22 protein-coding genes are annotated in these 25,704 nt (G+C 73.1%); 2 read left to right on the forward strand and 20 right to left on the reverse strand.

Annotated features, from left to right (window positions below):
• Window positions 1–48: 48 nt before the first annotated feature.
• The 20 genes from ACW62_RS23725 to ACW62_RS23820 all read right to left on the reverse strand — a co-directional run bounded on the left by ACW62_RS23725 (window position 49) and on the right by ACW62_RS23820 (window position 20,976).
• On the reverse strand, window positions 49–870 hold the full coding sequence (locus ACW62_RS23725) for an IclR family transcriptional regulator (protein ID WP_053206589.1): 822 nt from the start codon (window positions 868–870) through the stop codon (window positions 49–51).
• Window positions 871–886: 16 nt separating this feature from the next.
• Window positions 887–1,654 (reverse strand): SDR family NAD(P)-dependent oxidoreductase, encoded by a 768-nt coding sequence (locus ACW62_RS23730; protein ID WP_053206590.1) that lies wholly within the window; start codon window positions 1,652–1,654, stop codon window positions 887–889.
• Window positions 1,651–3,150 (reverse strand): M81 family metallopeptidase, encoded by a 1,500-nt coding sequence (locus ACW62_RS23735; protein ID WP_053206591.1) that lies wholly within the window; start codon window positions 3,148–3,150, stop codon window positions 1,651–1,653. The genes ACW62_RS23730 and ACW62_RS23735 overlap by 4 nt, the downstream gene beginning before the upstream one ends.
• On the reverse strand, window positions 3,150–4,412 hold the full coding sequence (locus ACW62_RS23740) for an aspartate aminotransferase family protein (protein ID WP_053206592.1): 1,263 nt from the start codon (window positions 4,410–4,412) through the stop codon (window positions 3,150–3,152). Before ACW62_RS23740 ends, ACW62_RS23735 begins: the two co-directional genes overlap by 1 nt.
• A 161-nt stretch (window positions 4,413–4,573) precedes the next feature.
• Entirely contained in the window at window positions 4,574–5,035 is a 462-nt protein-coding gene (locus tag ACW62_RS34860) for an RraA family protein (RefSeq protein WP_169792118.1), read from the reverse strand.
• 35 nt (window positions 5,036–5,070) lie between these two features.
• Window positions 5,071–5,865, reverse strand: a complete 795-nt coding sequence (locus tag ACW62_RS23750) for an IclR family transcriptional regulator (protein ID WP_053206594.1) — start codon at window positions 5,863–5,865, stop codon at window positions 5,071–5,073.
• A complete protein-coding gene (locus ACW62_RS23755) occupies window positions 5,862–6,845 on the reverse strand; it encodes a succinylglutamate desuccinylase/aspartoacylase family protein (protein WP_053206595.1) in 984 nt (327 codons plus the stop codon). The genes ACW62_RS23750 and ACW62_RS23755 overlap by 4 nt, the downstream gene beginning before the upstream one ends.
• Entirely contained in the window at window positions 6,842–7,927 is a 1,086-nt protein-coding gene (locus ACW62_RS23760; RefSeq protein WP_157574944.1) for a pyridoxal-phosphate dependent enzyme, read from the reverse strand. The genes ACW62_RS23755 and ACW62_RS23760 overlap by 4 nt, the downstream gene beginning before the upstream one ends.
• Window positions 7,924–8,949 (reverse strand): ABC transporter ATP-binding protein, encoded by a 1,026-nt coding sequence (locus tag ACW62_RS23765; protein WP_053206597.1) that lies wholly within the window; start codon window positions 8,947–8,949, stop codon window positions 7,924–7,926. Before ACW62_RS23765 ends, ACW62_RS23760 begins: the two co-directional genes overlap by 4 nt.
• Entirely contained in the window at window positions 8,946–9,938 is a 993-nt protein-coding gene (locus tag ACW62_RS23770; RefSeq protein ID WP_053206598.1) for an ABC transporter ATP-binding protein, read from the reverse strand. The genes ACW62_RS23765 and ACW62_RS23770 overlap by 4 nt, the downstream gene beginning before the upstream one ends.
• Window positions 9,935–10,834: an ABC transporter permease gene (locus tag ACW62_RS23775; protein WP_083460097.1), complete on the reverse strand. Its 900-nt coding sequence runs from the start codon at window positions 10,832–10,834 to the stop codon at window positions 9,935–9,937. The genes ACW62_RS23770 and ACW62_RS23775 overlap by 4 nt, the downstream gene beginning before the upstream one ends.
• On the reverse strand, window positions 10,831–11,802 hold the full coding sequence (locus tag ACW62_RS23780; protein WP_053206599.1) for an ABC transporter permease: 972 nt from the start codon (window positions 11,800–11,802) through the stop codon (window positions 10,831–10,833). The genes ACW62_RS23775 and ACW62_RS23780 overlap by 4 nt, the downstream gene beginning before the upstream one ends.
• Window position 11,803: 1 nt before the next feature.
• Entirely contained in the window at window positions 11,804–13,435 is a 1,632-nt protein-coding gene (locus ACW62_RS23785; protein ID WP_053206600.1) for an ABC transporter substrate-binding protein, read from the reverse strand.
• 32 nt (window positions 13,436–13,467) lie between these two features.
• Entirely contained in the window at window positions 13,468–15,459 is a 1,992-nt protein-coding gene (locus ACW62_RS23790) for an exo-alpha-sialidase (RefSeq protein WP_083460098.1), read from the reverse strand.
• Window positions 15,456–16,616 (reverse strand): sialidase family protein, encoded by a 1,161-nt coding sequence (locus ACW62_RS23795; protein WP_053206602.1) that lies wholly within the window; start codon window positions 16,614–16,616, stop codon window positions 15,456–15,458. Before ACW62_RS23795 ends, ACW62_RS23790 begins: the two co-directional genes overlap by 4 nt.
• Window positions 16,616–17,539, reverse strand: coding sequence for a dihydrodipicolinate synthase family protein (locus tag ACW62_RS23800; protein ID WP_053206603.1), 924 nt, complete (start codon window positions 17,537–17,539; stop codon window positions 16,616–16,618). The genes ACW62_RS23795 and ACW62_RS23800 overlap by 1 nt, the downstream gene beginning before the upstream one ends.
• Window positions 17,540–17,689: 150 nt before the next feature.
• Window positions 17,690–18,076 (reverse strand): RidA family protein, encoded by a 387-nt coding sequence (locus tag ACW62_RS23805; protein WP_053206604.1) that lies wholly within the window; start codon window positions 18,074–18,076, stop codon window positions 17,690–17,692.
• A complete protein-coding gene (locus tag ACW62_RS23810; protein ID WP_053206605.1) occupies window positions 18,073–19,170 on the reverse strand; it encodes a Gfo/Idh/MocA family protein in 1,098 nt (365 codons plus the stop codon). The genes ACW62_RS23805 and ACW62_RS23810 overlap by 4 nt, the downstream gene beginning before the upstream one ends.
• Complete coding sequence (locus ACW62_RS23815; RefSeq protein ID WP_205629554.1) at window positions 19,163–20,200, reverse strand: Gfo/Idh/MocA family protein; 1,038 nt, start codon at window positions 20,198–20,200, stop codon at window positions 19,163–19,165. Before ACW62_RS23815 ends, ACW62_RS23810 begins: the two co-directional genes overlap by 8 nt.
• Entirely contained in the window at window positions 20,197–20,976 is a 780-nt protein-coding gene (locus ACW62_RS23820) for an SDR family oxidoreductase (RefSeq protein WP_053206606.1), read from the reverse strand. Before ACW62_RS23820 ends, ACW62_RS23815 begins: the two co-directional genes overlap by 4 nt.
• A 100-nt stretch (window positions 20,977–21,076) precedes the next feature.
• Between ACW62_RS23820 and ACW62_RS23825 the strand changes: the two genes are divergently transcribed.
• Together ACW62_RS23825 and ACW62_RS23830 are read left to right on the forward strand one after the other, a co-directional pair.
• Window positions 21,077–22,060: a Gfo/Idh/MocA family protein gene (locus ACW62_RS23825; RefSeq protein WP_169792119.1), complete on the forward strand. Its 984-nt coding sequence runs from the start codon at window positions 21,077–21,079 to the stop codon at window positions 22,058–22,060.
• Between the two features lie 130 nt (window positions 22,061–22,190).
• Window positions 22,191–25,703 (forward strand): sialidase family protein, encoded by a 3,513-nt coding sequence (locus ACW62_RS23830; RefSeq protein WP_053206608.1) that lies wholly within the window; start codon window positions 22,191–22,193, stop codon window positions 25,701–25,703.
• Window position 25,704: the final 1 nt, after the last annotated feature.

Consider the following 25,704-nt stretch of genomic DNA (forward strand, 5'->3'; position numbering starts at 1 on the left):
GCACGTGGACGCGCCCCTCACCTGCGCTCGCGTAGGTGAGGGGCGCGTTCAACCCTCGTTCTGCTGAGCGGCCCGCGGATCACCCATGAGCCGCGCGGCGGCGAAGGTCAGCGTCCTGGCGATCCTCGGGACGTCCTTGACGGGGAAGCGGCTGGCCGGAGCGCTCAGGCTCAACGCGGCCGGGACCCGTGTCCCGACGATGCCGACGGCGACGCAGCGGCCGTCCTCCTCGTTCTCCTGATCGTCGAGGGCGCGGCCGCGCTGGCGGACCAGCTCGAGCTCCTCGAGGAACCGGTCGAGGGAGGTGATGGTGCTGGGGGTGCGCCGCGGCATCTCGACCTGGTGCAGCAGCTCGCGCACCCTGGCCTCGGGCAGCTGCGCCGCGATGGCCTTGCCCAGCGCCGTGCAGTACAGCGGGTCGCGGGCGCCGGGCGCGCTCACCATCCGCACCTGACGCAGGCTCTCGGCGACCTCGACGTAGCGCACGGTGTTGCCGTCGAGGACGCCGAGGTTCACCGTCTCGCCGGTCTCGTCGCGTAGCTTCTCCAGCCATGGACGGGCCCGCTCCTTCAGCATGTCCAGGTCCCGCGACTGCATGCCGACGAAGCCGAGGCCGAGGCGGTAGCGCCCCTGGGCGTCGCGCTCGACGTAGCGGTGCCGCTCCAGGGTCCACAGGTACCGGAACGCCGTGGCCTTGGCCATGTCGATGGAACGGTGGACCTCGACCAGCGCCATCGGTTCCGGCGACTCCTGCAGCACGTTGAGCATCGACACGACCCGCTCGACGGAGCGGTTGTTGTACTTGCGGATCTGCTCCGGCGTCGCCGTCGCGGGATCGGGCGCGCCGGTGATGTCGATCTCGTCCCTCATGGTTCTCCCCCTGCCCTCATCGGAACACCCAGCCGCCGTCGACGGTGACGACCTGGCCGGTCACGAACGCGCTGTCATCGCTGGCGAGGTAGACGAAGGTCGGCGCGAGATCGGCGGCGTAGCCGCGGCGTGACAGCGACTGCTGCGGCACGACCTCGTCGAAGAGCACCCGCTCGTCCGCGAACAGCTCCGTCTCCTGCTCGGTCCGGATCGCTCCCGGCATGACGGCGTTGACGCGGATGCCGTCGGCCCCGAGCTCGCGGGCCAGCGCCCGGGTGATCCCGATGATGCCCGCCTTGCTCGCGGTGTAGTGCAGCGATCCGGGCTGGCCGGTCTCCGCCATGATGCTGGTGACGGTGACGATGGCGCCGTGCCCGGAGGCGGCCAGGTCCGGATGCGCGGCCCGGGCCAGCAGCCACGTGGCGCGCAGGTTGACCGCCAGCACGTGGTCCCATTGCTCGACGGTGATGTCCTGCCAGCGCGCGTGCCCGCCGGCCGCGGCATTCGCCACGACGATGTCGATCGGGCCCAGCGCGCGCCGGGCCTGTTCCACCAGGTCCGACGGCCCGCGCGGGTCGCCGAGGTCCGCCTCCGCGGTGACCACCCGAGCGCCGTCGGCCGCGAGCTCGTCGGCGAGCTGGGCCGCCTCGGTCTTGCGGTCGACGCGCGGCTCGTGGGCCAGGACCACGGCCGCGCCCTCGGCGGCGAAGGCACGCGCCGCGGCGGCTCCGATGCCGCGCGAAGCGCCGGTGACGAGTGCCACCCGGCCGGCCAGCCGGCTCATCGGACCGACTCCGGGTCGAACCGGGCGTCGGGCTCGAACGGATACATCGGCCGGCGGCGATGGTGGAAGTCGAACGCGGTGAGGTCGGCGCTGGTGGAGCCGGGTGTGTCGGCCCAGATCAACTGGCTGGCGATCGGCTCGAACGCCGCCCGCGGCGCATGGACCCCCTTGGCGATGATGATCGGCACGTCGGCCGGCTCGATGCCGAGGGTGCTGAACTGCAGCCGGCTCCAGGTGCCCTCGGGCCGCGAGTGCAGCGCCAGCAGGAAGCCGTCGTCGGTGCGCACGCCCGCCGACCTGCCCAGGTCGAAGACGCGGGCGCCGCCGTGGGTGGCCGACGGGTCCTCGAACCGGCCGTCGGTCACCGCGATGACCTCGCCGCGGATCGGGAACGGGCTGCCGTGCCGGTCGTCGACCTTGCCGCCGACGGCGAGCTCGACCCGGGCGCCGACGCCGGCGGCCGCGCACGACAGCGCGACCGCGGGATCGTAGACGCACTGGGCCACTCCGGTGACGCCGAGCCGGCGGGCCGCGTGCAGCAGGTGGGTGGAGTCGCCGGGGCTGCCGCCGCCGACGTTGTCGCCCATGTCGAGGACGACCACGGGGCCGCCGTCCGCCGCGCCGGCCTGCCGCATCGCCTCGTCGGTACCGGGTGCCGCTCCGACGAAGCCGGCGCGGTGCTCCCAGGTGTCGGCCGCGACGGAGCGGGCGACGTCGGCGGCGAGCGCCGCATCGCCGTCGGCGATGGCGATCACCGACATGCCCATCTCGGCGACGTCGGCGTACGGGAACCCCTCGACCAGGCTCACCGAGAGCACCCCGGTACGGCGTTCGTGCTCGCGGGCCCCGGCGAGCAGCCTGAGCATGGGTTCCTGGCTGGTGCCCATGCGCAGGATGCCGGCCGCCAGCGGCAGCTCGGCCAGCGCGGTGACCGGCCGGATCTCGCCGCGGATCGTCCGGCCCAGCAGCCGGGCACAGGCCAGGCCCTGCTCACGCGCGTCGACGTGCGGATTGGTCTGGTAGACGGTGACGACGTCGGCGTGGTCGACCAGCTGCCGCGAGACGTTCGCGTGCAGGTCGAGCGTGACGCCGATCGCGACGTCCGGGCCGACGGCATCGCGCACGCGCCGCAGGAACTCGCCGTCGGCGTCGGGGTAGCCGTCCGCGACGGCCGCGCCGTGCTGCGGCAGCAGGACGCCGTCCCACGGGCCCTGGTCGCGCAGCCGCGCCACCATGAGGCCGGTCAAGTGCTCGAATGCCTCGGCCGTGCTGGCACCGGTGGGCGTGATCCAGCTGAACACGAGCGGGACGACCTCGGCGGCGGGGTCCTCGGCCGCGTAGGCGAAGTAGCCGGCGAGGATGGACTCCGACCGCTCGTAGCGCTGCCGGATCGCCTCTCCCTCGAGGATGCCGGCCCGGTCCCACGCCGCCAGCGTCGCCGCGGACGGGGCGAACGTGTTCGCCTCGTGGCCGAAACCCACCATCGCCAGCCGCATCAAGCGGACACCTGCGCCGCGGCGGCGTCGAACCGCTCCAGCGTCGCCGCCAACTCCTTGTCCGCGTGTGCGGCCGAGACGTACCAGATGCCGCGGGCGGCGACCCAGATGCCGTGGTCGGCCAGGGTGTGCGAGAACGCCGCGTACCGCTCGAGGTCGAGGCCGGCCAGGCCGGCGTAGTCGTGCACCGGGGCGGGGTCGCCGAAGGACACGTGGAAGGCCATCGGCAGGCCCTGCGCACGCAGCGGCAGGCCGTGGTCGCGGCCGATCTCGACGATCGCGTCCATCAGCGAATCGCCGTACTCCTCCAGTCGCGCGTACGGCGGGTCCTCGCGCAGCGCCTTCAGGCTGGCGATGACGGCGGCGCAGGCCGGCACGGAGCCGTTGAAGGTGCCCGCATGAACGACGCCGTTGGCGAACCGGTCCATCAGCGCGGCGGAGCCGGCCAGCGCCGACACCGGCCAGCCGCCGGCCATCGCCTTGCCGTAGACGGCGAGGTCGGGCCGCACCCCGAACCGCTCGGCGGCGCCACCCAGCGCGACCCGGAACCCGGTGATGACCTCGTCGAAGATGAGCACTACGCCGTGCGCGTCGCAGAGCCGGCGCACCTGCGCCAGGAACCCTTCGGACGGCGGGATGGCGCCGTTGTTGAACATGACCGGCTCCACGATCACCGCGGCGATGTCGTCGTGCTCGGCCAGCGTCGACTCCAGCGCCGCGGCGTCGTTGAACGGCAGCACGTACGACTCGGTGAGGCCGTGCGACAGCTGGCCGGCGCTCGCCGGCTGCGGCTTGCCGTCGACCATGGCGATCAGGACGTTGTCCAACCAGCCGTGGTACGTGCCGGCGAAGCGGACGAACCGGCTCCGGCCGGTGGCCGCGCGGGCCAAGCGCAGCGCTGCCTGGTCGGACTCGGTGCCGGTGACGCCGAAGCGCACCCGCTCCGCCCAGCCGATGGTGTCGAGGAACAGCTCCCCCGCCTCGTTCTCGAGGACGTGGTTGGCGCCGAACACCGATCCGCGCCGGGCCTCGGCCGCCACCGCGTCGTTCACCCGTGCCGGGGCGTGGCCGAGGAAGTTCGGGCCCTGCCCCAGCAGGTAGTCCACGTAGTCATTGCCGTCGGCGTCGTAGAGCCAGGCACCCTCGCCCCGCTCGAAGAAGATCGACGGCGCGCTCAGACGGACATTCGAATGCACCCCGCCCGGTGTGAGCTCGCGGGCACGGCTGGAGAACGCAGCGGAGCGCTCGAGAACGGTGGACAACCTCGCCTCCCAGGCGGTGACGGGAAACCGAGCCAGCTGCCGGCGAATCGGCAAATGTTCCACTAGCTGGAACGCTCGGTTCTAACTGTTGAAGCATACGGGACGAAAACGGTCCTGCCTACCCGTCATCGCGGCGGGTGGGCAGGACCGTCGCCAGTCAGCTATTCGTAGGCGGCGAGGAAGTCGCCGAACCTCTCGACGTCGAGTCGTCCCTGCCGGACGTGGCCGATGATCTCCCGCTCGGTCGTCTCCACCGAGTGCGCCGCCGCCGCGACCTCACCAGCGATCGCGCGTGGCACCTCGACGACCCCGTGCGAGTCGCCGTGCAGCAACGCGCCGGGCTCGACGACCATCCCGCCGACCCGCACCGGCACCCCGACCTCGACCAGGTGGGCGTTGGCGTGCGACACCAGCACCGAACTCGCGTAGAACCGGAAACCCAGGGAGCCGACCTCGTCGATGTCGCGGACGCCGCCGTTGGTGACGGCGCCGACGCAGCCGTGAGCACGGTGGATGTTCGCCATCACTTCACCCCACAGGGCACCGACCGGGCGCTCGTCGAGGTCCTCGACGACCACGACGCGCGGCTCCGGCAGCTCCGCGATGTGCCGCAACAACGACACCAGCGGCACCGCGTCGCCGGACCGCTCCAGCTCCGTCAGCCACCCCCTTGGGTGGTGGCCGACTCGTCCGGCGCCGACTGGTCCCGCGGCCGGGTGGAGAGCGCCGAGAACTCGCGGGCCGCCTCGGTGAGCGCCTCGGCGACCATCGGGACGTCGTCCATGCTGAGCCGGGACAGCGGCGCGGACACACTCATCGAGATCGGCAGCCGCAGGCCGTGCACCGGCACGGCGACGCAGCGGCTGTCCGGCTCGCCCTCGCGATCGTTGATGGCGTAGCCGCGCTCCCGGATCCGAGCCAGTTCGCGCAGGTAGGCGTCCGGGTCGGTGATCGTGTGCTCGGTGTAGCGCGGCATGCCCTCGCGCTCCAGCAGCTCGCGCACGTCGGCGTCGGGGCGCCACGCGGTGAACACCTTGCCGAACGCCGAGGCGTGGATCGGGTACCGCACGTTCGGCCGCTGGACCGTCCTGGTGGCCCGCTGGCTCTCGACGATCGCGAGGTAGTACACGCCGCCGCGGTCGAACATGCCGAGGCTCACGGTCTCGCCGAACTCGTCGCGGAGCTTCTCCAGGTACGGGCGGACCCGCTGGGTGATGACGTCGAGCCGCTCGGAGTTCAGGGCCAGCCCGACCAGGAAGCGGCCGTCCTCGCCGCGCTCGACGTAGCCACGCGCCTCGAGCGCGGTGAGGTAGCGGAACGCCGAGCTCTTCGGCAGTTTGGTGGCCCGGGTGACGTCGACCAGCGTCAAGCCGTCGGGCCGTTGCTGGACCAGGTCGAGGATGTCGCAGACGCGCTCGACGGCGCGGATCGGATAGGACGAGTCGTTGCTCATCGGAGTGCTCCAGAGGGGACGAGCGAGTCGGACGGTAGGCCCAGCAGCGCGGGTCGGGCGGCAGCGATTCCGGCGACCGGCGTACCGGGATGGACGTGCGCGGCGCGGCGCAGGGTGACGACGTGACCGGAGGCTGCGGCGTGAACGTGCTCGAGCACCCGCGCACGAGTGTCGACGACGGTTCCGACCAGCTGGCCGGCCTCGACCCGGTCCATCAGTGCGACCTCCGCGTGGAACATCCCGCCCACGGCGACCTGAGAGAACGTGTCGACGTCACCGTCGCCGTGCAGCCATACCGGCACCGTAGCGCCCTGCGCCGCCTCGCCGGGGAGCATCGCGAGATCGGCCAGTACCCGCCGCACGCCGGACACGTACGCGTCGAGGTACCGCTGGTCGAGAACACCGCCCACCGGCGACTCCGCATAGATGGCCGGGACGCCCAGCTCTCGGGCCACGGTCAGGGTGCGCCCGGGACCGAGCCTGCCGTGCGTCCACACCACCGGAGCGCCGAAGGCCACCGCCAGCCGCACCGCGCGGCTCGCCGCGTCCGACCCGTCGTCGAGGCAGCCCGCGAACAGCGGCATGTCCGTGTCCGGGCTGGACGTGTGCAGGTCGACCAGGACGTCGGCGGTGCGCAGCAGCTGCTCGGTCACCAGGTGCGCCAGCCGTTCCGTGGCCGATCCGGCGGGCCGGCCCGGGAACACCCGGGCCAGGTTGAGGCCGTCGCCGGGGCCGACCCGGCTGTCCGCCTCGTAGGCCGCCTCGTGCGTGACGGGGACGACGCGCAACCGGCCGGCGCGCAGCGGCAGTGCCAGCCGGGTCAGCCGGGCCGCGGCCACGATGCCGCCGACCTCGTTGCCGTGCACCCCGCCGAGGATCACGACGGTCGGTCCGGGGACGCCGCTGTCCAGCTCGTGGACGTCCAGCCCCGGCCCATCCGAGCCAGCCAGGACCCGGTGCTCGTGCCACGCCGCGGTCATCGCGTCCGCCCGAGCAGCGCGTCGAGCCGGGCGGGGACGTCACCAGCGGGGATCACCGGCGCGTCGTCGGCCGGGGCCATCCGCCGCAGCGCGTCCCGGTCCTTGTAGCCGGCGCCGGTGAGCACGATCGCCACCCGGTCGTCGGGCCGCAGCCGTCCGGCCCGGGCGTCGGCGAACAGCCCGGCCAGTGCGGTGGCGCCGGCCGGCTCGACCAGCAGGCCGCACCGCGCCAGTTCCTGCTGCGCCTGCCAGATCTCCTCGTCGGCGACCTCGACGGCGTGCCCGCCGGACTCGCGCACCGCGCCGACGGCGCCGTCGGTGTCGTACAGCGCCGCCATCTGCAGCCCCGATACCGTCGTCCGCACCGTCCCGGCGATGCCGCCGGGGAACCCGTCGAGGGCGCGGCGCAGCGCCGCGGACCCGGATGGCTGGACACCGACCAGGCGCGGGGTCCGGCCGAGCTCGCGGTAGCCGCGGTGCACCCCGGTGAGCAGGCCGCCGCCGCCGACCGGCAGGTACAGCGCCGTCAGCTCCGGGGCCTGCTCGGCCAGTTCGAACGCGATCGTCGACACCCCCTGCATGGCCTCGGGGGCGTAGTGGAACGCGGTCAGCATCGGCGCGAAGCCCCGCTGCTCCGCCTGCTCGGCGATGGCGTCGGCGACGGCGCGGGTGGACGCGGCGTCGTGCCCGACCCCGGCCACACGGTGCACCGTCGCGCCCATCACCAGGATCTCGCGCAGCTTCACCGGCGCGGTGTCGGTGAGCGTGAACAGGATGGCCCGCGACCCGGCCGCCGCGGCGTAGGCGGCGGCCGCCGCACCGCCGTTCCCCGAGGAGGTCCCGACCGTCCCGGCCAGACCGCGCTCGTTCACCAGCGAGTACGCGACCGACGCGATGCGCGCCTTGAACGAGCCGGTCGGATTGCGGTCCTCTGCCTTCGCCACCACCGACGCCACGCCGAGCCGGCGGCCGAGCGACTCGGTGAGGTCCAGCACCGGGGTGCCGCCCTCGCCCAGGCTGACGATGCTCTTGGGCGCGACAGCCGGCAACCGGTCCGCGTAGCGCCACATTCCCTCTCTCACGACGCCGTCCTCCCGGCCGGTCCGCTGGTCAACTCCGCCTCGGCGGCGAAGTGGCAGGCCGTGCCCGCGCCGCCGGGGGTGCGGATCTCCAGCACCGGCCGCTCCTCCCGGCACCGGTCCTCGGCCTTCCAGCACCTGGTGTGGAACGGGCAGCCGGCCGGTGGGTCGGCCGGGCTGGGCAGGTCGCCGCTGAGCAGGATCCGGCGGTCGAGGTCACGCAGCCGCGGGTCCGGCACCGGCACGGCGGACAGCAGCGCCTGCGTGTACGGGTGCGCCGGCCGGGTGAAGACGGTGCCGGCATCGCCGTACTCGACGATGTGCCCGAGATACATGACCGCCACCCGGTGCGCGAGGTGCTGGACCACGGCCAGGTCGTGGGCGATGAACAGGTACGCCACGCCGAGCTGGCGCTGCAGCCGCGCGAGCAGATTGATCACCTGGGCCTGGATCGACACGTCCAGCGCGGACACCGGCTCGTCCAGGATGAGCAGCCGCGGCTCCAGCGCCAGCGCGCGGGCGATGCCGACCCGCTGCCTCTGCCCGCCGGAGAACTCGTGCGGGTAGCGGTTGACGGAGTCGGCGCCCAGGCCGACCAGCTCGAGCAGTTCGACCACTCGGGCCCGGCGCGACCGGCGGTCGCCCACACCGTGGATCTCCAGCGGCTCGGCCAGGATGTCGCCCACCGGCATGCGGGCCGGCAGCGAGGCGAACGGGTCCTGGAAGACGAACTGGATGTCGCGCCGGACGGCACGCAACTCGCGCGCCTTCATGGTGGCGAGGTCACGGCCGTCGAACCGGACGGTGCCGGCCGTCGGCGGGTGGAACCGCATGATCGTCTTGCCCACGGTCGACTTGCCGCAGCCGGACTCGCCGACCAGGGCCAGCGTCTCCCCTGTCCCGATCTCGAACGACACGCCGTCGACCGCGCGGACCGTGGCGACCTGGCGCTGCAGGACCCCGCCGCGCACGGGGAAGTGCTTCACCAGCCCGTCGACGGCCAGCAGCGGATCGTTGCCGCTCATGCCACCCCCTCCTCAGCCAGCTCACCGTGGAAGTGACAGGCGCTGACGTGGCCGGCGGCGACCTCCGACAGTGCCGGCTGGAATCCGCACTCCGCCCGTCCGCCGGACAGGTCGCAGCGCACCCGGAACGCGCACCCGTCCGGGAGCCGGCGCGGGTCCGGCGGCTGTCCGCCGATGGCGGGCAGCTCGTCCCGCCGCTCCCCCAGCCGGGGCAGGCTGCGGAGCAGGCCCCGGGTGTACGGGTGCCGGGGATGGTGGAAGATCGAGTCGACGTCGGCGGTCTCCACCACCCGGCCGGCGTACATGACCACCACCCGCTCTGTCATCTCGGCGATCACGCCGAGATCGTGGGTGATCATCACCAGCGCGGCGTCGTGCTCGCGCTGGACCCGCCGGAGCAGGTCCAGGATCTGTGCCTGGATGGTGACGTCCAGCGCGGTTGTCGGCTCGTCGGCGATGATCAGCCGGGGACGGTTCGCCATGGCCATCGCGATCATCGCCCGCTGGCGCATCCCGCCGGAGAACTGGTGCGGATACTGCCGCGCCCGCTCCTTGGGCGACGGGATGCCGACCTCCGCGAGCAGTTCGGCCACCTTCGTGGCCGCCGCCCGCCGGGAGATCGACGCGTGCCGGCGCAGGCTCTCGGCGATCTGCTCGCCGATGGTCATCACGGGGTTGAGCGCCGTCATCGGGTCCTGGAAGACCAGCCCGATGTCCCGGCCCCGCACCTGCTCCAGTTCGCGTTCGCGCATCGCGAGCAGGTCGCGTCCGGCGAACCGGGCGGTGCCGGACACCACCCGGCCGGACGACGGCAGCAGGCCCAGCACGGACGCCACGGTCACGCTCTTGCCGGAGCCGGACTCGCCCACCACCCCGACGGTCTCGCCCGGCATCACCTGGTAGCCGGCGCCGTTGACGGCCGGGACGGTGCCGCCCTCCACCCGGAACTCGGTGACGAGGTTCTCGATCGACAGCAGCGGCTCGCTCATCGGGCCGCCCTCGGGTCGGCGGCGTCGCGCAGGCCGTCGCCGACGAAGTTCACGGCGAGGACGGTGAGCGCGATCGCGATGCCCGGCGGCAGCCAGAGCCACGGCATCGACTCCAGGATGGTCAGCGACTGCGCCTCGTTGAGCATGTTCCCCCAGCTGGCGGTCGGCGGCGGAACGCCGAGTCCGATGAACGACAGCGCCGCCTCCAGCAGGATGGCCTGGGCCACCTCCAGCGTCGCGACCACCGTGAGCGGCGCGACGACGGCGGGCACGACGTGCTTGCGCAGCACCCGGGCCGGGCCGGCGCCCAGCCCGGAGACCGCCTGGATGGAGTCCTGCTCGCGCAGCGACAGCGTCAGGCCGCGGACGATCCGGAACGCGACCGGCCAGTGGAACAGGCCGATGCCCAGGATCAGCGCCGGCACGCTGGGCCCGACGAAGGCCACCACGACGATCACGATGATCAGCGTCGGGAACGACAGGACGACATCGGTGACGCGGCTGAGCACCGCGTCGACCCAGCCGCGGTAGTACCCGGCGACCGCGCCGAGCACCAGCCCGATGGTCGTCGTCAGGGCGGCGACGCTCAGCCCGACCAGCAGCGACACGCGGCCACCGGCGACCAGGCGAGCCAGCACGTCGCGTCCGGCCGAGTCGGTGCCCAGCAGGTGCCCGTCGCCCGGGCCCTGCCGGATCGCCGTCGGGTCCACCGCGTTCGGGTCGTCCAGGAAGAACGGCAGCACGATGGCGGCCAGGCCGAACAGGACCAGCACCACCAGCCCGGCCACCGCCACCTTGTGCCGCCGGAACCGCCGGACGGCCAGCTGACCCGGCGACAGCGAGCCCTGCCCCTCCGGCGGCCCGGCCGACGTCGTCATGGTGTCCAGTGCGGTCATGCGCGTGCTCCAGACAGTCGGATGCGGGGGTCGATGATCGCGTAGGCGACGTCGGCGATCAGGTTGCACAGCAGCACCAGGACAGCGACCGCCATCACGAACCCGAGCAGGATCGGATAGTCGCGAGCGCGCACCGCGTCCAGCGCCATGCGGCCCATCCCCGGCCAGGCGAAGATCTGCTCGATGATCACGGCGCCGGCGAACAGCGTCGGGATCTGGACCGCGACGACGGTGACCAGCGGGATCAGCGCGTTGTGCAACGCGTGCCGGCCGATCACCCGCCGTCGCGCCAGGCCCTTGGAGCGGGCCGTCGTCAGAAAGTCCTGGCCGAGGACCTCCAGCATCGCCGCGCGTGCGTAGCGCACGTACGGCCCGGCCAGCGCGAGGCCGAGGATCGCGGCCGGCAGTACCAGGTGCCGGACGGAGTCCACGAACCCGCCGCCGCCGGGGCTGTTGATCCCGGCCGTCGGCAGCCAGCCGAGCTTCAGGCCGAACACGTAGATCCCGATGAGCGCGACGAAGAAGCTCGGGATCGAGATGGCCACCAGGCTGAGCACCGTCGCGCCGTAGTCGACGGCGGTGTTGCGCCGCATCGCGGCGAGGATGCCGACCGGGATGCCCACGAGCAGCGCGATGACCAGCCCGGTCCCCATCAGCCGTGCCGTCGGCCCGAACCGCTCCAGCATGACCTCGGTCACCGGCCGCTGGGTGCTGTAGGAGAAGCCGAGGTTGCCCTGGACGAACTCCCCGATCCAGCGCACGTACTGCACGAACATGGACTGGTCCAGGCCCAGTTCCTCGCGCCGCTGCTGGACGGCTGCCGCGCGGTCGCCGCTGAAGCTGAACGGGTCGACCATCATCTCCGCCGGGTCCCCCGGCATCAGCTGCAGCAGCACGAACAGCAGCACGCTGATGCCGGCGAGGACCACGACGGAGATCGCCAGGCGGCGGACGATGAAAGCGAGCACGTCAGCTGCTCACGGTCCAGTCGGCCGCGTTCCAGAAGGCGTCGACCACTGACGGGTTCAGCTCGAAGCCCTGCAGGCGGTCGCTCGTGGCCGCGAGCGTGTTCGGCACGTAGAGCACGAAGATCGGCACCTCCTCGTTCACGATCTTCTGCGCCTGCGCGTAGATGGACTCGCGCTCGGCCTGGTCCGTCGTGGCGATGCCCTGCTGGAGCAGCGCGTCCAGCTCCTCGTTGCAGTACGCGGAGATGTTCGCGCCGCCGACCTGCGCGCACATCAGCCGGGCGTTCATCGACGCCGGGTCGATGGTGAACAGACCGTAGCCGGAGATGAGCAGGTCGAAGTCGCGGTTGCCGATCGACTCGGACAGCTGTGCGGCCTCGTACGGCTGCACCTGAGCGTTGATGCCGACCTCCTGCAACTGGGCGGCGACGATCGTCATCGTGGTGTCCCGGTCGCGCTGGCCGGGGACGATCTCGAGGCGGACCGGGGTTGCCGGGTCCCAGCCGGCCTCGGCCAGCAGCTCCCGCGCCTTGTCCGGGTCGTACCCGTAGTGCGTCAGGTCGTCGGGCATCGCCCACTCCGGGCCGTGCACCAGCGTGTCGACGACCTTGCCCTCGCCGGCCAGGACCTCCTCGACCAACGACTCGCGGTCGATGGCGTACATGATCGCCTGGCGGACGCGCGGGTCGGCGAGCTTGCCGGAGTCGATTGCGGTGTGCAGCGCCAGCACGCCCGGGCCGTCGGCGCGGTGCAGCGTGACGCCGTCGAGGCCCTCGACCCGGGCGACGTCGGGCGCCGCCACCTGGGCGAAGTCGATCTCGCCGGTCTCCAGCTGGGCGGTCGCGACGTCCGTGGTCACGTACTGCGTGAAGATCCGGTCCAGGCCCAGCTCGTCGCGGTACTCCGGGTTGGCCGCGAACTCGACCTGGTCGTCGGTGACCCAGCGCTGGAACACGTACGGCCCGAGGCCCACGGTGGGCTCGCGGAAGAACGGGTTGTCCGCCAGGCCCTCCAGCGGCAGTTCGCCGACCACGTGCTGCGGCAGGATGAACAGGATCGGCTGCACCAGCTCGTCCAGCAGCGCCACGTTCGGCGCGTCGAGCTGGATCACGAAGGTGTGCTCGTCCGGCGCCTGGAAGCCGGCGACGGCGTCGGCCGTGCCGTCGGCCAGTGCGGCGGCGCCGGTGACGGTGCCGAACTTGCCCGCGTAGGCGCTGCCGGTGGCCGGGTTGGCGTACACGTTGTAGGTGAACAGCACGTCTTCGGAGGTGAACGGCTCGCCGTCGCTCCACAGCACGTCGTCGCGCAGGTGGAAGGTCCAGGTCTTGCCGTCCGGCGAGACCTCCCAGCTCTCGGCCAGGCGCGGGCCGTACTCGCCGTCGGCGGTCGCCGACACCAGCGAGTCCCAGTGCAGCTGCTCCATCAAGTGGTCCGGGCCGATCGAGGCGAGCAGCGGGCTGAAGCCGCGCGGCGCCTGGTAGAGCTGGACCGTCACTTCGCGGTCGCCGGCGGGCGCGCCGGACTCGCCGCCCGTCGAACCGGTGTCCTCGTCGGGACCGGAGCAGGCGGCCGCCGCCAGCAGGGCCAGGCCGGCCAGTGCTGCGGCGATCGACCGATTACGTCGTCCAATCACGGTAGTGCCCCTCCAATGTCGAGCCGGGCGCCTCAACGGCGCCGGCTGGCGAACTCCACGTTGACGTCAGCGCGCGCGTCGGCCAGCACGAAGCTGTACGACGTGGTCGTGTGCGGCTGATGGATCTTCAGGTAGCGGTCGGTCACCGCGAGGCCGTCGAACCGGTGCACCACCCGGCCGTCGACCACGCGGGAGCTGAACGACCAGCCGGTGATCTCGGTGTAGGTCTCGTTGTCCGGGCTGCTGAACAGCCGGTAGTCCGCGCCGGTGAGCCGGGTCGCGGCATCCCGGTCGCGCAGTTCGACGGCGCTGATGCCGTGGGCGGCCGGGATGCGGACGTCCAGGCCGAGCGAGCGGGCCCGGTAGTCCAGCGCCAGGGACGCGGGCGCGCAGGCCCGGTCCCAGCCGTAGACGTGCCGGGTCTCCGGTGCGGTGTCCAGTTCGGCGAACCCGACCCGCCACGGCCGGCTCGGCGGCGGCCCGCTCAGTTGCAGCACCGATCCGTTGCCGACACCGGCCGCGGCCAGGGTGTCCGACCGGTCCAGGGTCCGGCCGTCCAGGGTCAGCCGGAGGCCGGGGCCGGCGCAGGACAGGCCGGCGGCGGTCGCATCGATCACGGCGCCGACGGTGGTCGTCGCCGGGTGGCTGACCTTGCGGCTGGCGAACGGCCAGGCCCACTGGTCCCGGTCCGCGCGGTCGACGAAGAACGTGGGTGTCGTCTCCGCGGTCGCGGCCGCGGCGTCGGCCTGCGCCTGGCAGGTCGCGGCGTCCGAGGCGTCCTCGACGACGTTGGCGACGACCTTCGACGGCTGCCCCGGCAGGAAGACCTGGAACAGCACGAGCAGCCGGTCGTCGGAGAGCCGCAGGAAGTCCGGCTCGCCGGTGGCGGCACCCAGGTTCGTCGCGCCGGACGGGTCACGCAGCCGCACCTTGCCGGTCCACGTCACGCCGCCGTCGAAGGAGGTGTGCAGGGCGGCCTGGCCGATCCGGGTGCCCGCGGCGTCGAGCTCGCGATGGCCCATGATCAGCTTGGCCTGGCCCTCGGCCAGCCGGTCGGTGCAGGGCGCGTACGTCAGCGACAGCGCCTCCGCCTGCTGGCCGGTGGCCACCGGCGCCGTCCAGGTCGCGCCGGCGTCGGACGAGTAGGACAGGTACACCTGGGCGCGGTTCGGGCCGACCCCCGTGGCATAGCGGACCACCGCGACGATGCGGCCGTCCGGCAGCTCGTGCAGGGCCAGCTCGTTCGCGCCGCTGGTGTAGTTGGCGCTGTGGAACGGCGGGAACTGCGGCGGGTTGTTGGGGTCGTAGGCGATCGTCCGGTAGTCGGACCAGGTCTGGCCGCCGTCGAAGGAGCGCAGCACGCCGGAGCGCCAGCGCATCGGGTCGGTCTCCCACCCGTCGACCAGCTCGAGCGCGCCCCAGATCGGCAGCAGCAGGGTGCCGTCGTCCAGTTCGAGGATCCGGCTGCCGCCGACGTGCGCCTCGCGGATCGGGATCGGCAGCGCGACCGGCTCGTCGCGCCCCGTCCAGGTCTGTCCGCTGTCGGTGGACCGCGCCACGAACAGCACCGACTCGCGGTTGTTGTAGTTCGTGTGGTTCACCGCGTCGTTGTACGGCAGCAGGATGGTGCCGTCGGACAGCGTGGCGATGCCGCGGGTGGCCGAGATGCTGCCGCGCGGGCCGAAGAGCCTCGGCTCGGCCACGACCTCGGACGGTCCCCAGGTCCGGCCCTCGTCGGTGGACCTGATCATCCGCAGCTGACCACCCGGGTGGGCGTCGCCGGAGGTGTTGAACGCGGCCAGCAGGTCGCCGTTGGGCGCGCGGGTGAGCGCGGGGCGCTGGGCCGGCAGCGGCGCGGGCTCGTCCGGGAAGGTCTCCGGGCCGGTCACGTCCCAGGCGTCGACGACACGCAGCGCCGGGTCGGGCGCCTCGACGGCATCGGCGGCGATCGGAGCGGGCGCGGCACCGGCGAGCGCGAGCGCCACGCCGGTCGCCAGCGCGAGAAGAGCGGGCGAACGCGTCATCGGGTTCCTCCCAAGCGCAGGGTGTTCCAGGCCAGGAACCGGCCTCGGCCGGGCGCGTAGCTGTAGAAGACGGTGAGCACGGAGCCGTCGGCGAGATCGGCCATCGCCGGGTAGCCGCACTGGTACTCCGCCGTGTGCTGGTAGCCGTGCGGGTCATGCAGCGGCAGCGGCGCGGACCAGGAACCGCCGGCATCCCGGCTGACCCGCACCTCCACGCCCGGCGGCGTCGGACCGCCCTCGGGCGCGAACCGCCGAGTGGCCAGCAGGATCGTCCCGTCCGCCGCGCGGTGCAGCAGCGGCGACATCCCGGCGAAGCCGATCAGCTCCGGCGTCGTCCAGGTGGCGCCGTCGTCGGCCGACTCGGAGCGGAACAACTGCATGGTGTCGTCACCGCCGACGCCCTGCTGGCGCAGGACGGCCAGCAGCCGGCCGTCACCGGTGGGGACCACCGTGGTCTCGGTGAAGCCGTCGATCGGGCTGTGCGGGCGGAAGTCAGGGTCAGCGGCGCGGGCGACATCCGGGTTCCCGTCGGCGCCGAGACCGCCCTCGGCCGGCGTCGCGTACGCGCCGGCCAGCCGGGCGTCCGGGTCGTAGCCGATGGTCGGGCCGACGGACCATTCGTGGCCGCCGTCGGCGGACTCCAGCAGCGCCGACCGCCACCGCTCGGCGACGCTGCGCTGACCCCAGACGGGCCAGAGCAGCCGGCCGCCGGGCAGCTCGATCAGCCGTCCGTAGACGCACGGCCCGTGGAAGCCGAGGTCGATCGGCGCGCCGCCGGTCCAGGACCGGCCGCCGTCGGCCGAGCGCAGCAGGTGCAGGCTGATGACCCGGCCGCCCACGCCCTCCCCCGGCGTCCAGCGCACGCCGTTGTACGGCAGCAGGACGGTGCCGTCACGCAGGGTCGTCAGACCGACGGCGTTGAGCACGGCATCGAGGCCGTCCGCCGGCTCCGCGACGGTGTGCGGCGGCGACCAACTCTGGCCGCCGTCAGCGGACCGTACTACGCCGACGGTGCCGCCCGGCCAGCCGTCGGGCACCGTGGAGTAGCTCGCCAGCAGCTCGTCGCCGGCCCAGGTGAGACCCGGGAACATGGCCGGCACGGCGTCGACGACGACACCACTCCCGGTGACCTCCACCTCAGACGTCAGGGCCGTCATCACGGCGTCCGCGCCTGCTGGACGAGGTCCGTCACCGCCGCCACGAACGCGGCGTCGGGCTGCGTGAACGGCGCCGTCGTGCCGGGCGCCGGCAGGTCGAGGACGACGGCGGCGGCCACCTTGATCGCGGCGATCGCGCGGGCCGAGAACCCGGCGCCGTCCAGCGGCACGTCCAGGATGCCCAGCAGCCGCTGGTAGGTGCGCTGGGCCTCGGCGGCGCGAGCCGGGTCGCCGGAGCGCGCGGCGTCGAACACCGTGACCGCGGACCCGGGCAGGATGTTGGCCAGTCCCGGCACCACGCCGTCGAAGCCGAGGTAGGCGGCGAGGTCGAGGGTGATCTCCGACCCGAGGTAGGTGGCGAAGCCGGCCACGTGCTCGGTGGCCGCGCACAGCTGCCGTCCCGCCGTCAGGTTGCCCGACGAGTCCTTCAGGCCGCGCAGCACGCCCTCCTCGGCGAGGTCGCGCACGAGCGGCACCGGCAGCTTCCGCGGCGCTCGCGCCGGCACGTCGTAGGCCAGCACCGGAATGCCGATGGCCGCGGCGACCGTGCGGAAGTGCTCGGCCAGCTCGTTGTCGCTGGTGTCGAAGAACAGCGGCGGCAGCACCAGCGCGGCGTCGGCGCCGCCGTCCTCGGCCTCGCGGGCGGCCGTCACGGCGTCGGCGGTGCCGAGCCCGGCGACGCCGGCCCAGACCGGCACCCGGCCGGCCGCCGTCTCCACGACGGCGCGCAGCACGGCCGACCGCTCGGCCGGGGCCAGGTTGCCCAGCTCCCCGGTCGAGCCGTTGACCAGCAGGCCGCGGACGCCCGCCGCGATCTGGTGCTCGACCAGGGCCTTGGTGGCGGCGCGATCCGGCGCGCCGTCCTCGGTGCGGAACACCACCAGCGGAGTCACGACGCCGGTCGGTAGGGCTCGGTCGGTCATGTATCTCTCCACACGAAGATTCGGTCGGACGGGGGACACTTCAAGGTCTTGCGACCGACACCTGCGTTCCACCAATCAGAACGGGTTGTTTCAGTAGTCTGTCGACCCGGGCTCCGGTGTCAAGAGTTCCGGGCGCACGAAATTGGACCGTTACGTTTCGCTTACTGGAACCTCGTCGCCGACGTAAGCGACGCACTCCAGCTCGATCTGGAGGAAGTCGAACCCCATCGACGAGGTCGTGCGGGCCGGCCGCGGGTGTTTGAACGTCTCCCGGTACAGCTCGTTGTAACGAGGCAGGCTCGCCTCGTCGCGAACGAAGGCGGCGATCTTCACGATCTGGTCCTCCCGCCCACCGGCCTGCGCCAGCACGCGACGCAGATTCTCCACGCTGCGGGCGAACTCCTCGTCGAAGGTGCCCGGGACGAACACACCGGTCTCCGGATCGGTCGACGCCTGGCCGGAGATGAACAGCCAGCCGCCCGCCCGTACCGCCGGCGAGTACGGCGCCTCGGGATCCGGCGCGAAATGCTCGATCAAGATGGTCCATCCTCTCTACTGCGTGGCGAGACGTTCGCCACGGGCTCGGTGCCGGGCCCGGTGTCGACCGGGACCGGCGCGCCGCTGGCCAGCGAGCGGTAAGCGGCGTCGATGGTCGCCACCGCGATCGCCGCGTCGGCGCAGTCGTAGGACGGCCGGCGCCCGGTGCGGATGCTGGCCTGCAGGTCGTCCAGGACCGCGGCCACGGGCGGCCGGTCGATCGGGATCGGCTCCGCGCCGGCGGCGGAGTACAGGTGCACGGCCGGCGCGCCCGCGTCCACCTCGGCGTGGCCGTGCGAGCCGATGACCCGCAGGGTGTACGTGCCCGGCCCCGGACCTGGCGCCACGGGCACCCGGCCAACCACGATCGACACCGCCAGGCCGTGGGTGAACCGCGCCGAGACGACGGCGACGTCTTCCACGCCGTACGACCGGTGCTCGTCCCAGAACAGCGTCCCGGCCTCGGCGAACACGTCGACGGGCTCGCAGCCCGTGATGGCGCGGATGTCGTCGACCGGGTAGCCGAGGACGTTCATCATCTCGCCGCCGCCGGACAACCGCGGGTCGGTCAGCAGTTCGGGCCGCTCGACCGAGGCGGCGAAGTGCGTCCCGCTGGACAGGAACTCGGCGTCGACGCTGCGCGGCAGCCCGAGCCGGCCGGCGTCGACCCAGGCGCGCAGCCGGCGCACGGGTGGCGCCAGTGCGCGGGTCACCACGGCACAGTGGCGTCCGGCGGCGCGGGCCGCCTGGACCACGCTCCGGGCCGAGGGGACGTCGGTGGCCAGCGGCTTGTCGACCAGGACGTGCAGGCCGAGCCCGAGCATCCGCTCGGCCAGGACGGCGTGCCGGGTGGGCTCGGAGCAGATCACCGCGACGTCGGCCCGGTCCGGCGAGAGGTCGTCGAGCCGCCACAGCGGCACCGACCGCGCGGCGGCGAGGGCACGGGCGTCGGACCAGGCGTCCGCACCGGCGTCGTCGCTCTCCGCGACGCCGGCGAGGGCGTAGCCGGGGTGCGCGCTCAGCAACTCGGCGTACCCGGCGGCGTGCCGGACCGCGCTCACCAGCACCGTCCGCAGCGGTCCCGGTTCACTCATCGCCCACTCCTCCCCCGTCCGGACCGTCCGGCACGTCCACCGGCCGGCCGGTGTCCAACGACCGCTGGGCCGCGATCGCCGCCGCCAGCGCCCACCTGGAGTGCCGCAGCTCGATGAGCGGCTCGGCGCGCCCGGAGACGACGGCGGCCGCGTGCTCGGCCTGCCGTTGGACGGCGTCACCGACCGAGGCAAGCGGCACCGGCGGCCCGCCGTCCGACGGCGCGGCGTCGTCGGACGTGTGGTGGCCCAGCGTGCCCTCGGTGCCGCAGAGCACCATCCGGCGCAGCACGTCACCGGGGTCGCGCAGCCCGTAGGAGACCTCGATCATGGCCAGGCCGCCATCGGCGAAGCGGACGGTCAGGTGGAAGCTGTCCGGCGTCGGCATGTCGGGAGCGTGCGTGCACCAGCCGCGGGTGAAGACCCGGACCGGCCGGGCCCTGAGCAGCCAGATCGCCAGGTCCAGCGGGTGCATGCCGTTGTGGACGAGGTGCCCGCCGGACTGCCGCGGGTCCAGCTGCCAGCTGCGCCACGCACCCGGCCAGACGTGCCCGACGTACCAGTTCAGGTGCAGCAGCCGCGGGTCGCCGACGCGTCCGGACCGGCTGGCCGCCTCCAAGGTCGCGACGGCCGGCTGGAATCGGACCGTCTGCCCGACCATCAGGCGGACGCCGGCCGACTTCGCCGCACGCACCATGGCGTCGAAGTCGGCGACGTCGCGGGCCGGCGGCTTCTCCACGACGACGTGTTTGCCCGCCGCGACCGCGGCCAGCGTGCGGCCGGGATGGTCCTCCGTCCGCCCGCAGACGTACACCCCGTGGGTGCCCGGGTCGGCCAGGACGTCGTCCAACGAGGTGGCGGGACGGCAGCCGGGCGCCAGCGCAGCGACCTCCGCCGCGCGGGCCGGGTCGGAGCCGAGCACGTGGGTGACCCGCACCCCCGGCACCCGGCTGAGCGCCGCGACGTGCGCGCGGGCGATGCCGCCCGATCCGAGCACCGCGATCCCGGCCGGCCCCGGGTCCGGCCCGCTCACCGCGCCGTCCAGCCGCCGTCGACCGGCAGCGTCGCGCCGGTGACGTAGGCCGACGCGTCGGACGCCAGGAACACCAGCGCGCCGGTGACGTCGTCCTCGGTGGCCATCCGGCCCAGCGGGACGCGGGCCGAGTAGGCGTCGACGAAGGCCTGCTCCTGCCCGCTGTACAGCCCGCCCGGGCACAGGCAGTTGACCCGCACCCCGGACCGGCCGAGGGCCGAGGCGAGGTACCGGGTCATGCCCACCATGCCGGCCTTGTCGTAGGCGTAGAACAGCGGCGAGGTGATCTCGGTGCCCTCGTACATCGGGAAGTCCGGGCCCACCAGCCCGTAGATGGAGCCGATGTTGACGATGGACCCGGAGCGCTGGGCGGCCATCGTCTCGGCGACGGCCTGGGTGAGCAGGAACATCCCGCGCGAGTTGACCGCGGAGGTCGCGTCCCAGTCCGCCGCCGTCGTGCCGAAGAGATCGCCGCCGGCGCGGTGCACGGCGTTGTTGACCAGCACATCGACTCGGCCGTGCGCGTCGATGACGGAGCGGTGGAACGCCTCGATGGAGGCAGGGTCGGCGAGGTCCAGCGGCAGGCCGCTGGCCGACCAGCCGCGGTCGCGCAGCTCGCCGGCCGCCTTCTCGGCGGTCTCGGCCCGCCGCGAGGTCACGACCACGTGCGCGCCGGCCTCGGCCAGTGCGGCGGCGAAGGGCTGCCCGTAGAGTCCGGACCCACCGGTCACCACGGCGACCCTGCCCGTCAGCCGGAACCGCTCCAGCACGCTCATCCGCCGTCCACCTCTCGTTGACGTGGCAATGGCGGGATGGTAGCAGTGAGTTCCAACAGTCAGTATGGATTGTTTCATTCACTGGAACTGGAGGCGGCACATGCCAGTGGCGCGGGTGGCGGTCAGCGGGCTTGGATCCATCGGTCGGCAACACCTCGACGTGCTCGTGGGACGCCCCGGCGTCCGGGTCGTCGCCTTCGACCCCGACCCGGAGTTGCGCCAACGCGCGACCGACCGAGGCGTCGAGCGGACCGTCGACGACTTCGACGCGCTGCTCGACCTGCGCCCGGACGCGTTGGTGATCGCCGCGCCGGATCAGTTCCACCTGCCCCAGCTCGAGGCGGCGGCCGGCCGGGGCATCCCCACCCTGGTGGAGAAGCCGCTGGCGCCGGGGGTGACCGAGGCCGCCGTCGCGGCCGAGCGCATCCGCGCCACCGGGACGCCGGTGCTCGTCGGCTACGTCCTGCGGCACCGGCCGGTCGTGCGGGCGGTGCGGTCGGCCCTGCACGACGGCCTGGTGGGCACGCCGACGTCGTTCCAGGTGATGCTCGGCGCCTACACGACGATCACCGCCGCGGTATCGCGGTTCGCAACCCCGGAACCGGATCGCCTCTACCGCGACTACTCGCACGAGTGGGACTACCTGCGCTGGTTCTTCGGCCCCGTCACGCGCTGCCTCGCCGTCGCCCGCACTGTGTCCGGCGTGCCGCACATCGAGGAGCCGAACGTCGTCGACGGCCTCCTGGTTCACGCCGGCGGGGTGACGGGCGCGTTCCACCTCGACTACGTCGAGCCTCGGGGCACCCGGACGATCCACGTCCTGGGCACCGGCGGATCGCTGCTGGCCGACGTGGGCCGCGGCACCCTGACGCTGCGCCGCGCCGGCGACGACGTCGACCGGCTGCAGAGCTTCTCCGAACCGCCCGCCGCCGCGCTGGGCCGCCAGCTCGACCACCTGCTCGAGGTGGCCGCCGGCACGGCCGCACCCGTCGTCGGGCTGGACGACGGCCTGGCCGCGCTCGCCGTGTCCGACGCCCTGCGCGCGTCCGCCGCCTCCGGCGAATGGACCAACCCGAGCCATTGACAGGCCGACGTCGGCCCGCCAAACTCGCCTCCACGTTCTGAAACCCAGCGTTCCATTCACTGGAACGCGGCCCGCTGGACCTCCGCCGTCAGGCGCACCGCAGCTTCAACGGACCGAATCGAGGCGCAGTATGGCTCAGCCGTCGCAGCACGTCAGCCGCCGCTCGTTCCTGGCTCTCTCCGCCACCGTGGGCGCCGGCGCACTACTCCCGTCCCGGATCGCGACCGCCGCGACGCCACCCGCGGCCGGCACCGCGCTCGGGGCCGCCATCGGGTATGCCGATGCCGACTTCGCCGCGCCGCGATCGCCGCTGGGCAGCTGGGGTGAGCACCTGAAGGTCGCGCTCGACCACAATCGGCGCAGCGTCGGCGCCGACCTGGGCTCCGTCCAGGACCTCAACGCCATCGAGCTCGCGAGGGACCTCGCGAGCGGCGACACCCGGCTGCCGGCCGCGATCGGCCTGCTCACCAATGACGCCGCACCGGCGACGGGCGCCTTCGCCAACTTCTCGGTGACCACCGCCGCCGCGCTGGACTTCCAGCGTCGCAGCCTCGGGGTGGACACCTTCGGCGCCGCCACCGTCCGGCGGGTCGAGCTGGTCGCCCGGGACGCCGCCACTCGGCTGACCGAGGCCGACTACACGCTGTGGACCAGCCAGGACAACGTCACCTACCAGCAGCTGACCGGCTGGTCCTTCACCGCGAGCAGCGAGGGTGGACGCGCCGTGCACACCTTCGGCGGGTTCGAGGTGCAGGCCCGCTACCTCAAGGTGCACACGCGCTACGCCGACTCCGCGTTCACCTTCGTGCTGCAGGACCCGCCCGCCGACGTCCGGGTCCACGGCACCGCCCCGCCCCCGGCCGCCGGCCCGGCGCACCGCCTCGGCCGCCGCGACGTGTCGGTCTACGTCAGCGATGACAACGCGACGTGGACCAAGGTCGGCGGCGTCGAACTGGTCGACGCCGGCGCCAGCCTCTGGCTGTACGGCTTCCGGGCTCGTGGCCGCTACGTCAAGGTGCACTGCCACCGGGCCGAGGTCGCCGGCTGGACCTTCACCCTGACCGATCTCCAGACCGGGGTGCGGGTGCACCGCCTCCCGGCGCACACCTTCGTCGGAGCCGGCGGCGGCTCCTGGAGCCACCGCACGCAGATCCGCATCCGCAACCCCCACCACCGGTCGCTGCGCGACCGCGCCGCTCACGTCAGCTTCGCCGACCTCGGCACCGAGGCGCTGATCGCCGCCGGACGGCTCGAGCCGGACCTGCGCGACCTCCGCTTCGCCACCCGCGACGGTGCCGAGCTGCACGCCTACGCCGACGCCACGGGCGTCCACATCCGCATTCCGGAGATCGGCGCCCGGCGCTCGGTGCTGATCTACGCCTACAGCGGCAACCCGGCGGCCGCCAACCGCGTCATCCACGACGGCGGCGCGTTGCAGGTCGAGTACGGCCGCCGGACGCTGCTGGAACAGCAGGGCATGACCCACCCGGACGGCCCGGCCTGGGGCGAGGGCATCAAGGTCGTGCGGCTGCCGAACGGCACCATGATGGCGGCGGCCGCGGCCGGGTCCGCCCAGAGCATCCACGCCCGCTTCAGCACCGACGGCGGCTGGACGTGGTCGGAGCTGGAACGCATCCTGCCGCCGCTCGACGTGCCCAAGACCCGGACGGCCGGCCCCGGCGGCTTCATCGTCGACCCGCGGACCGGCGTGCTCAGCTTCTTCTTCCTGGTCGCCACCGCGTACACCCCGACCGGCGACTTCATGGACCCGGAACAGAACGAGGTCCAGCAGTGGATCGCCCAGGCGGAGACCTACACCGGCGACGGCCGCCCCGTCTTCGGTACGCCCCGCCGCATCCCGCTGCGCACCGTCGGCACCGACCAGCCGGTGAGCTGGGGGCTGGCCTACGCCAACGGCATCGTCACGCGCGCGGGCAGCCACCTGTACCCGATGGCGTACATGATCCGCTCCGACGGGACGTTCGCCAGCAACGTCATCCGTTCCACCGACGCTGGCCGCACCTGGGTGCAGAGCACCAGCGAGCTGACCCTGCCGGACACGTTCGGCTTCGAGAAGGGCGTCACCGAGGTCGCGATCAGCGAGCTCGGCGACGGCCGGATCCTGCTGCTCGCCCGGCAGCAGGCGCCGAAGCGGCACTACCTCACCGCCAGCTGGTCCGCCGACGACGGGCGCACCTGGACGCCGGTCACCGACAGCGCGATCCTGTCCAGCAACACCGCGCCGGGCCTCTTCCCCGACTCCAGCGACGGCCAGGTGCTCACCTGGTCCGGGCACAACGCCTTCGGGCAGACCAGCTACTACCGGAACAACCTCACCGCCGCCTACACCGACGACGACGGCGAGAGCTGGCACGGCTACCAGGACCTGCTGGCCGGATCGGCGCTGTCCACGCCGGGATGGGCGCACATCAGCGAGGTCCGCACCGCCGTCAACGCGGACTCCTGGGCCGCCGCCGGGACCGACCGGATGTTCGCATGGACCCGCCCGTCGAAGCCGGCCCAGCTCATGCTGGTCGAGGACTTCGACGCGTTCGTGCGCGACACCCACGGTGCGCTGGACGTCATCGCGCACCGCGACACCGCCGGCGCCGCCAACGGCACCGAGCTGGCCGCGCACCGATGGTGGCGCACCACCCGGACCGGGGCGCTGGACCTCGCCGTCGGCGCCCGGACGCACCGGCAGGCGGTCCGGCTGCGGGCCGCGCCGCAGGGCGAGGCCGGGGCGTCTCGCCTCTTCCCAGCTGTGCGGCAGGCGCGGATCAGCTTCGGGCTGCGCAGCTCGCAGCTCGCCGGCGGACTGCACCTGTGCCTGCAGGAGGGGTTCGCCGCGCATCACAACGCCCACGGCACAGTGCTGTCGCTGGTGCTCGGGCCCGACGGCGAGCTGCTGGCCACCAGTGACGACGTCTTCGGGACCTTCCCCGACATCGGGCACGCCAACCTCGACGCCGACCCGGCCATCGGCAACCTGATCGCGCTGGGGCTGCACCAGCTCGTCGCGATGGACTTCCAGCACCGCAGCGTCGGCGCCGACCTGTTCGAGGTCCGCGAGGTCACCGGCGTCCAACTGGTCGACAACGACCTGATCGGCACGGGTGCCGGAAACCGGGTCAAGCCGGAGGACCTGAGCGTCTGGACCTCCGACACCAACCGCGGCGACTGGCAACGGGTCGAGGGCTGGAGCGGCAGCAAGGACGGCGCGGTCATCACCCTCGCCGGCCCGGCCGTGCGCGCCCGCTACGTGAAGGTCGCGCACCCGTACGCCGACAGCGCGTTCACGCTCGCCAACGACGAGCAGCGCATCATGCGCGTGCTCCCGGACGGCAACGACGAGCAGGTCTTCAGGCCGCTGGAGGTCCCGACCCGGCTCACCCCCGGCGAGTGGCACGCCATCGTCGTCGATCTCGATCTGCCCGGCGGCACCGTCACCGTCAGCGTCGACGGCACCCGGCGGGCCACGCTGCCCCCGCTGCACGCGGCCGAGGTGGTCACCCACCTGCTGCTCAGCACCGGCGCCGCACCGGCCGGCGAGATCAGGCTGGACGAGCTGATCGTCCAGGACACCGCCCTCGGCCTGCCCGAGCCGGCCGGCGTCGGCCCGACGACCGCTGTCCCCCGCTGAG

The sequence above is a fragment of the Jiangella muralis genome, assembly GCF_001270745.1.
In the GTDB taxonomy this organism is placed as follows: Bacteria; Actinomycetota; Actinomycetes; order Jiangellales; family Jiangellaceae; genus Jiangella; species Jiangella muralis.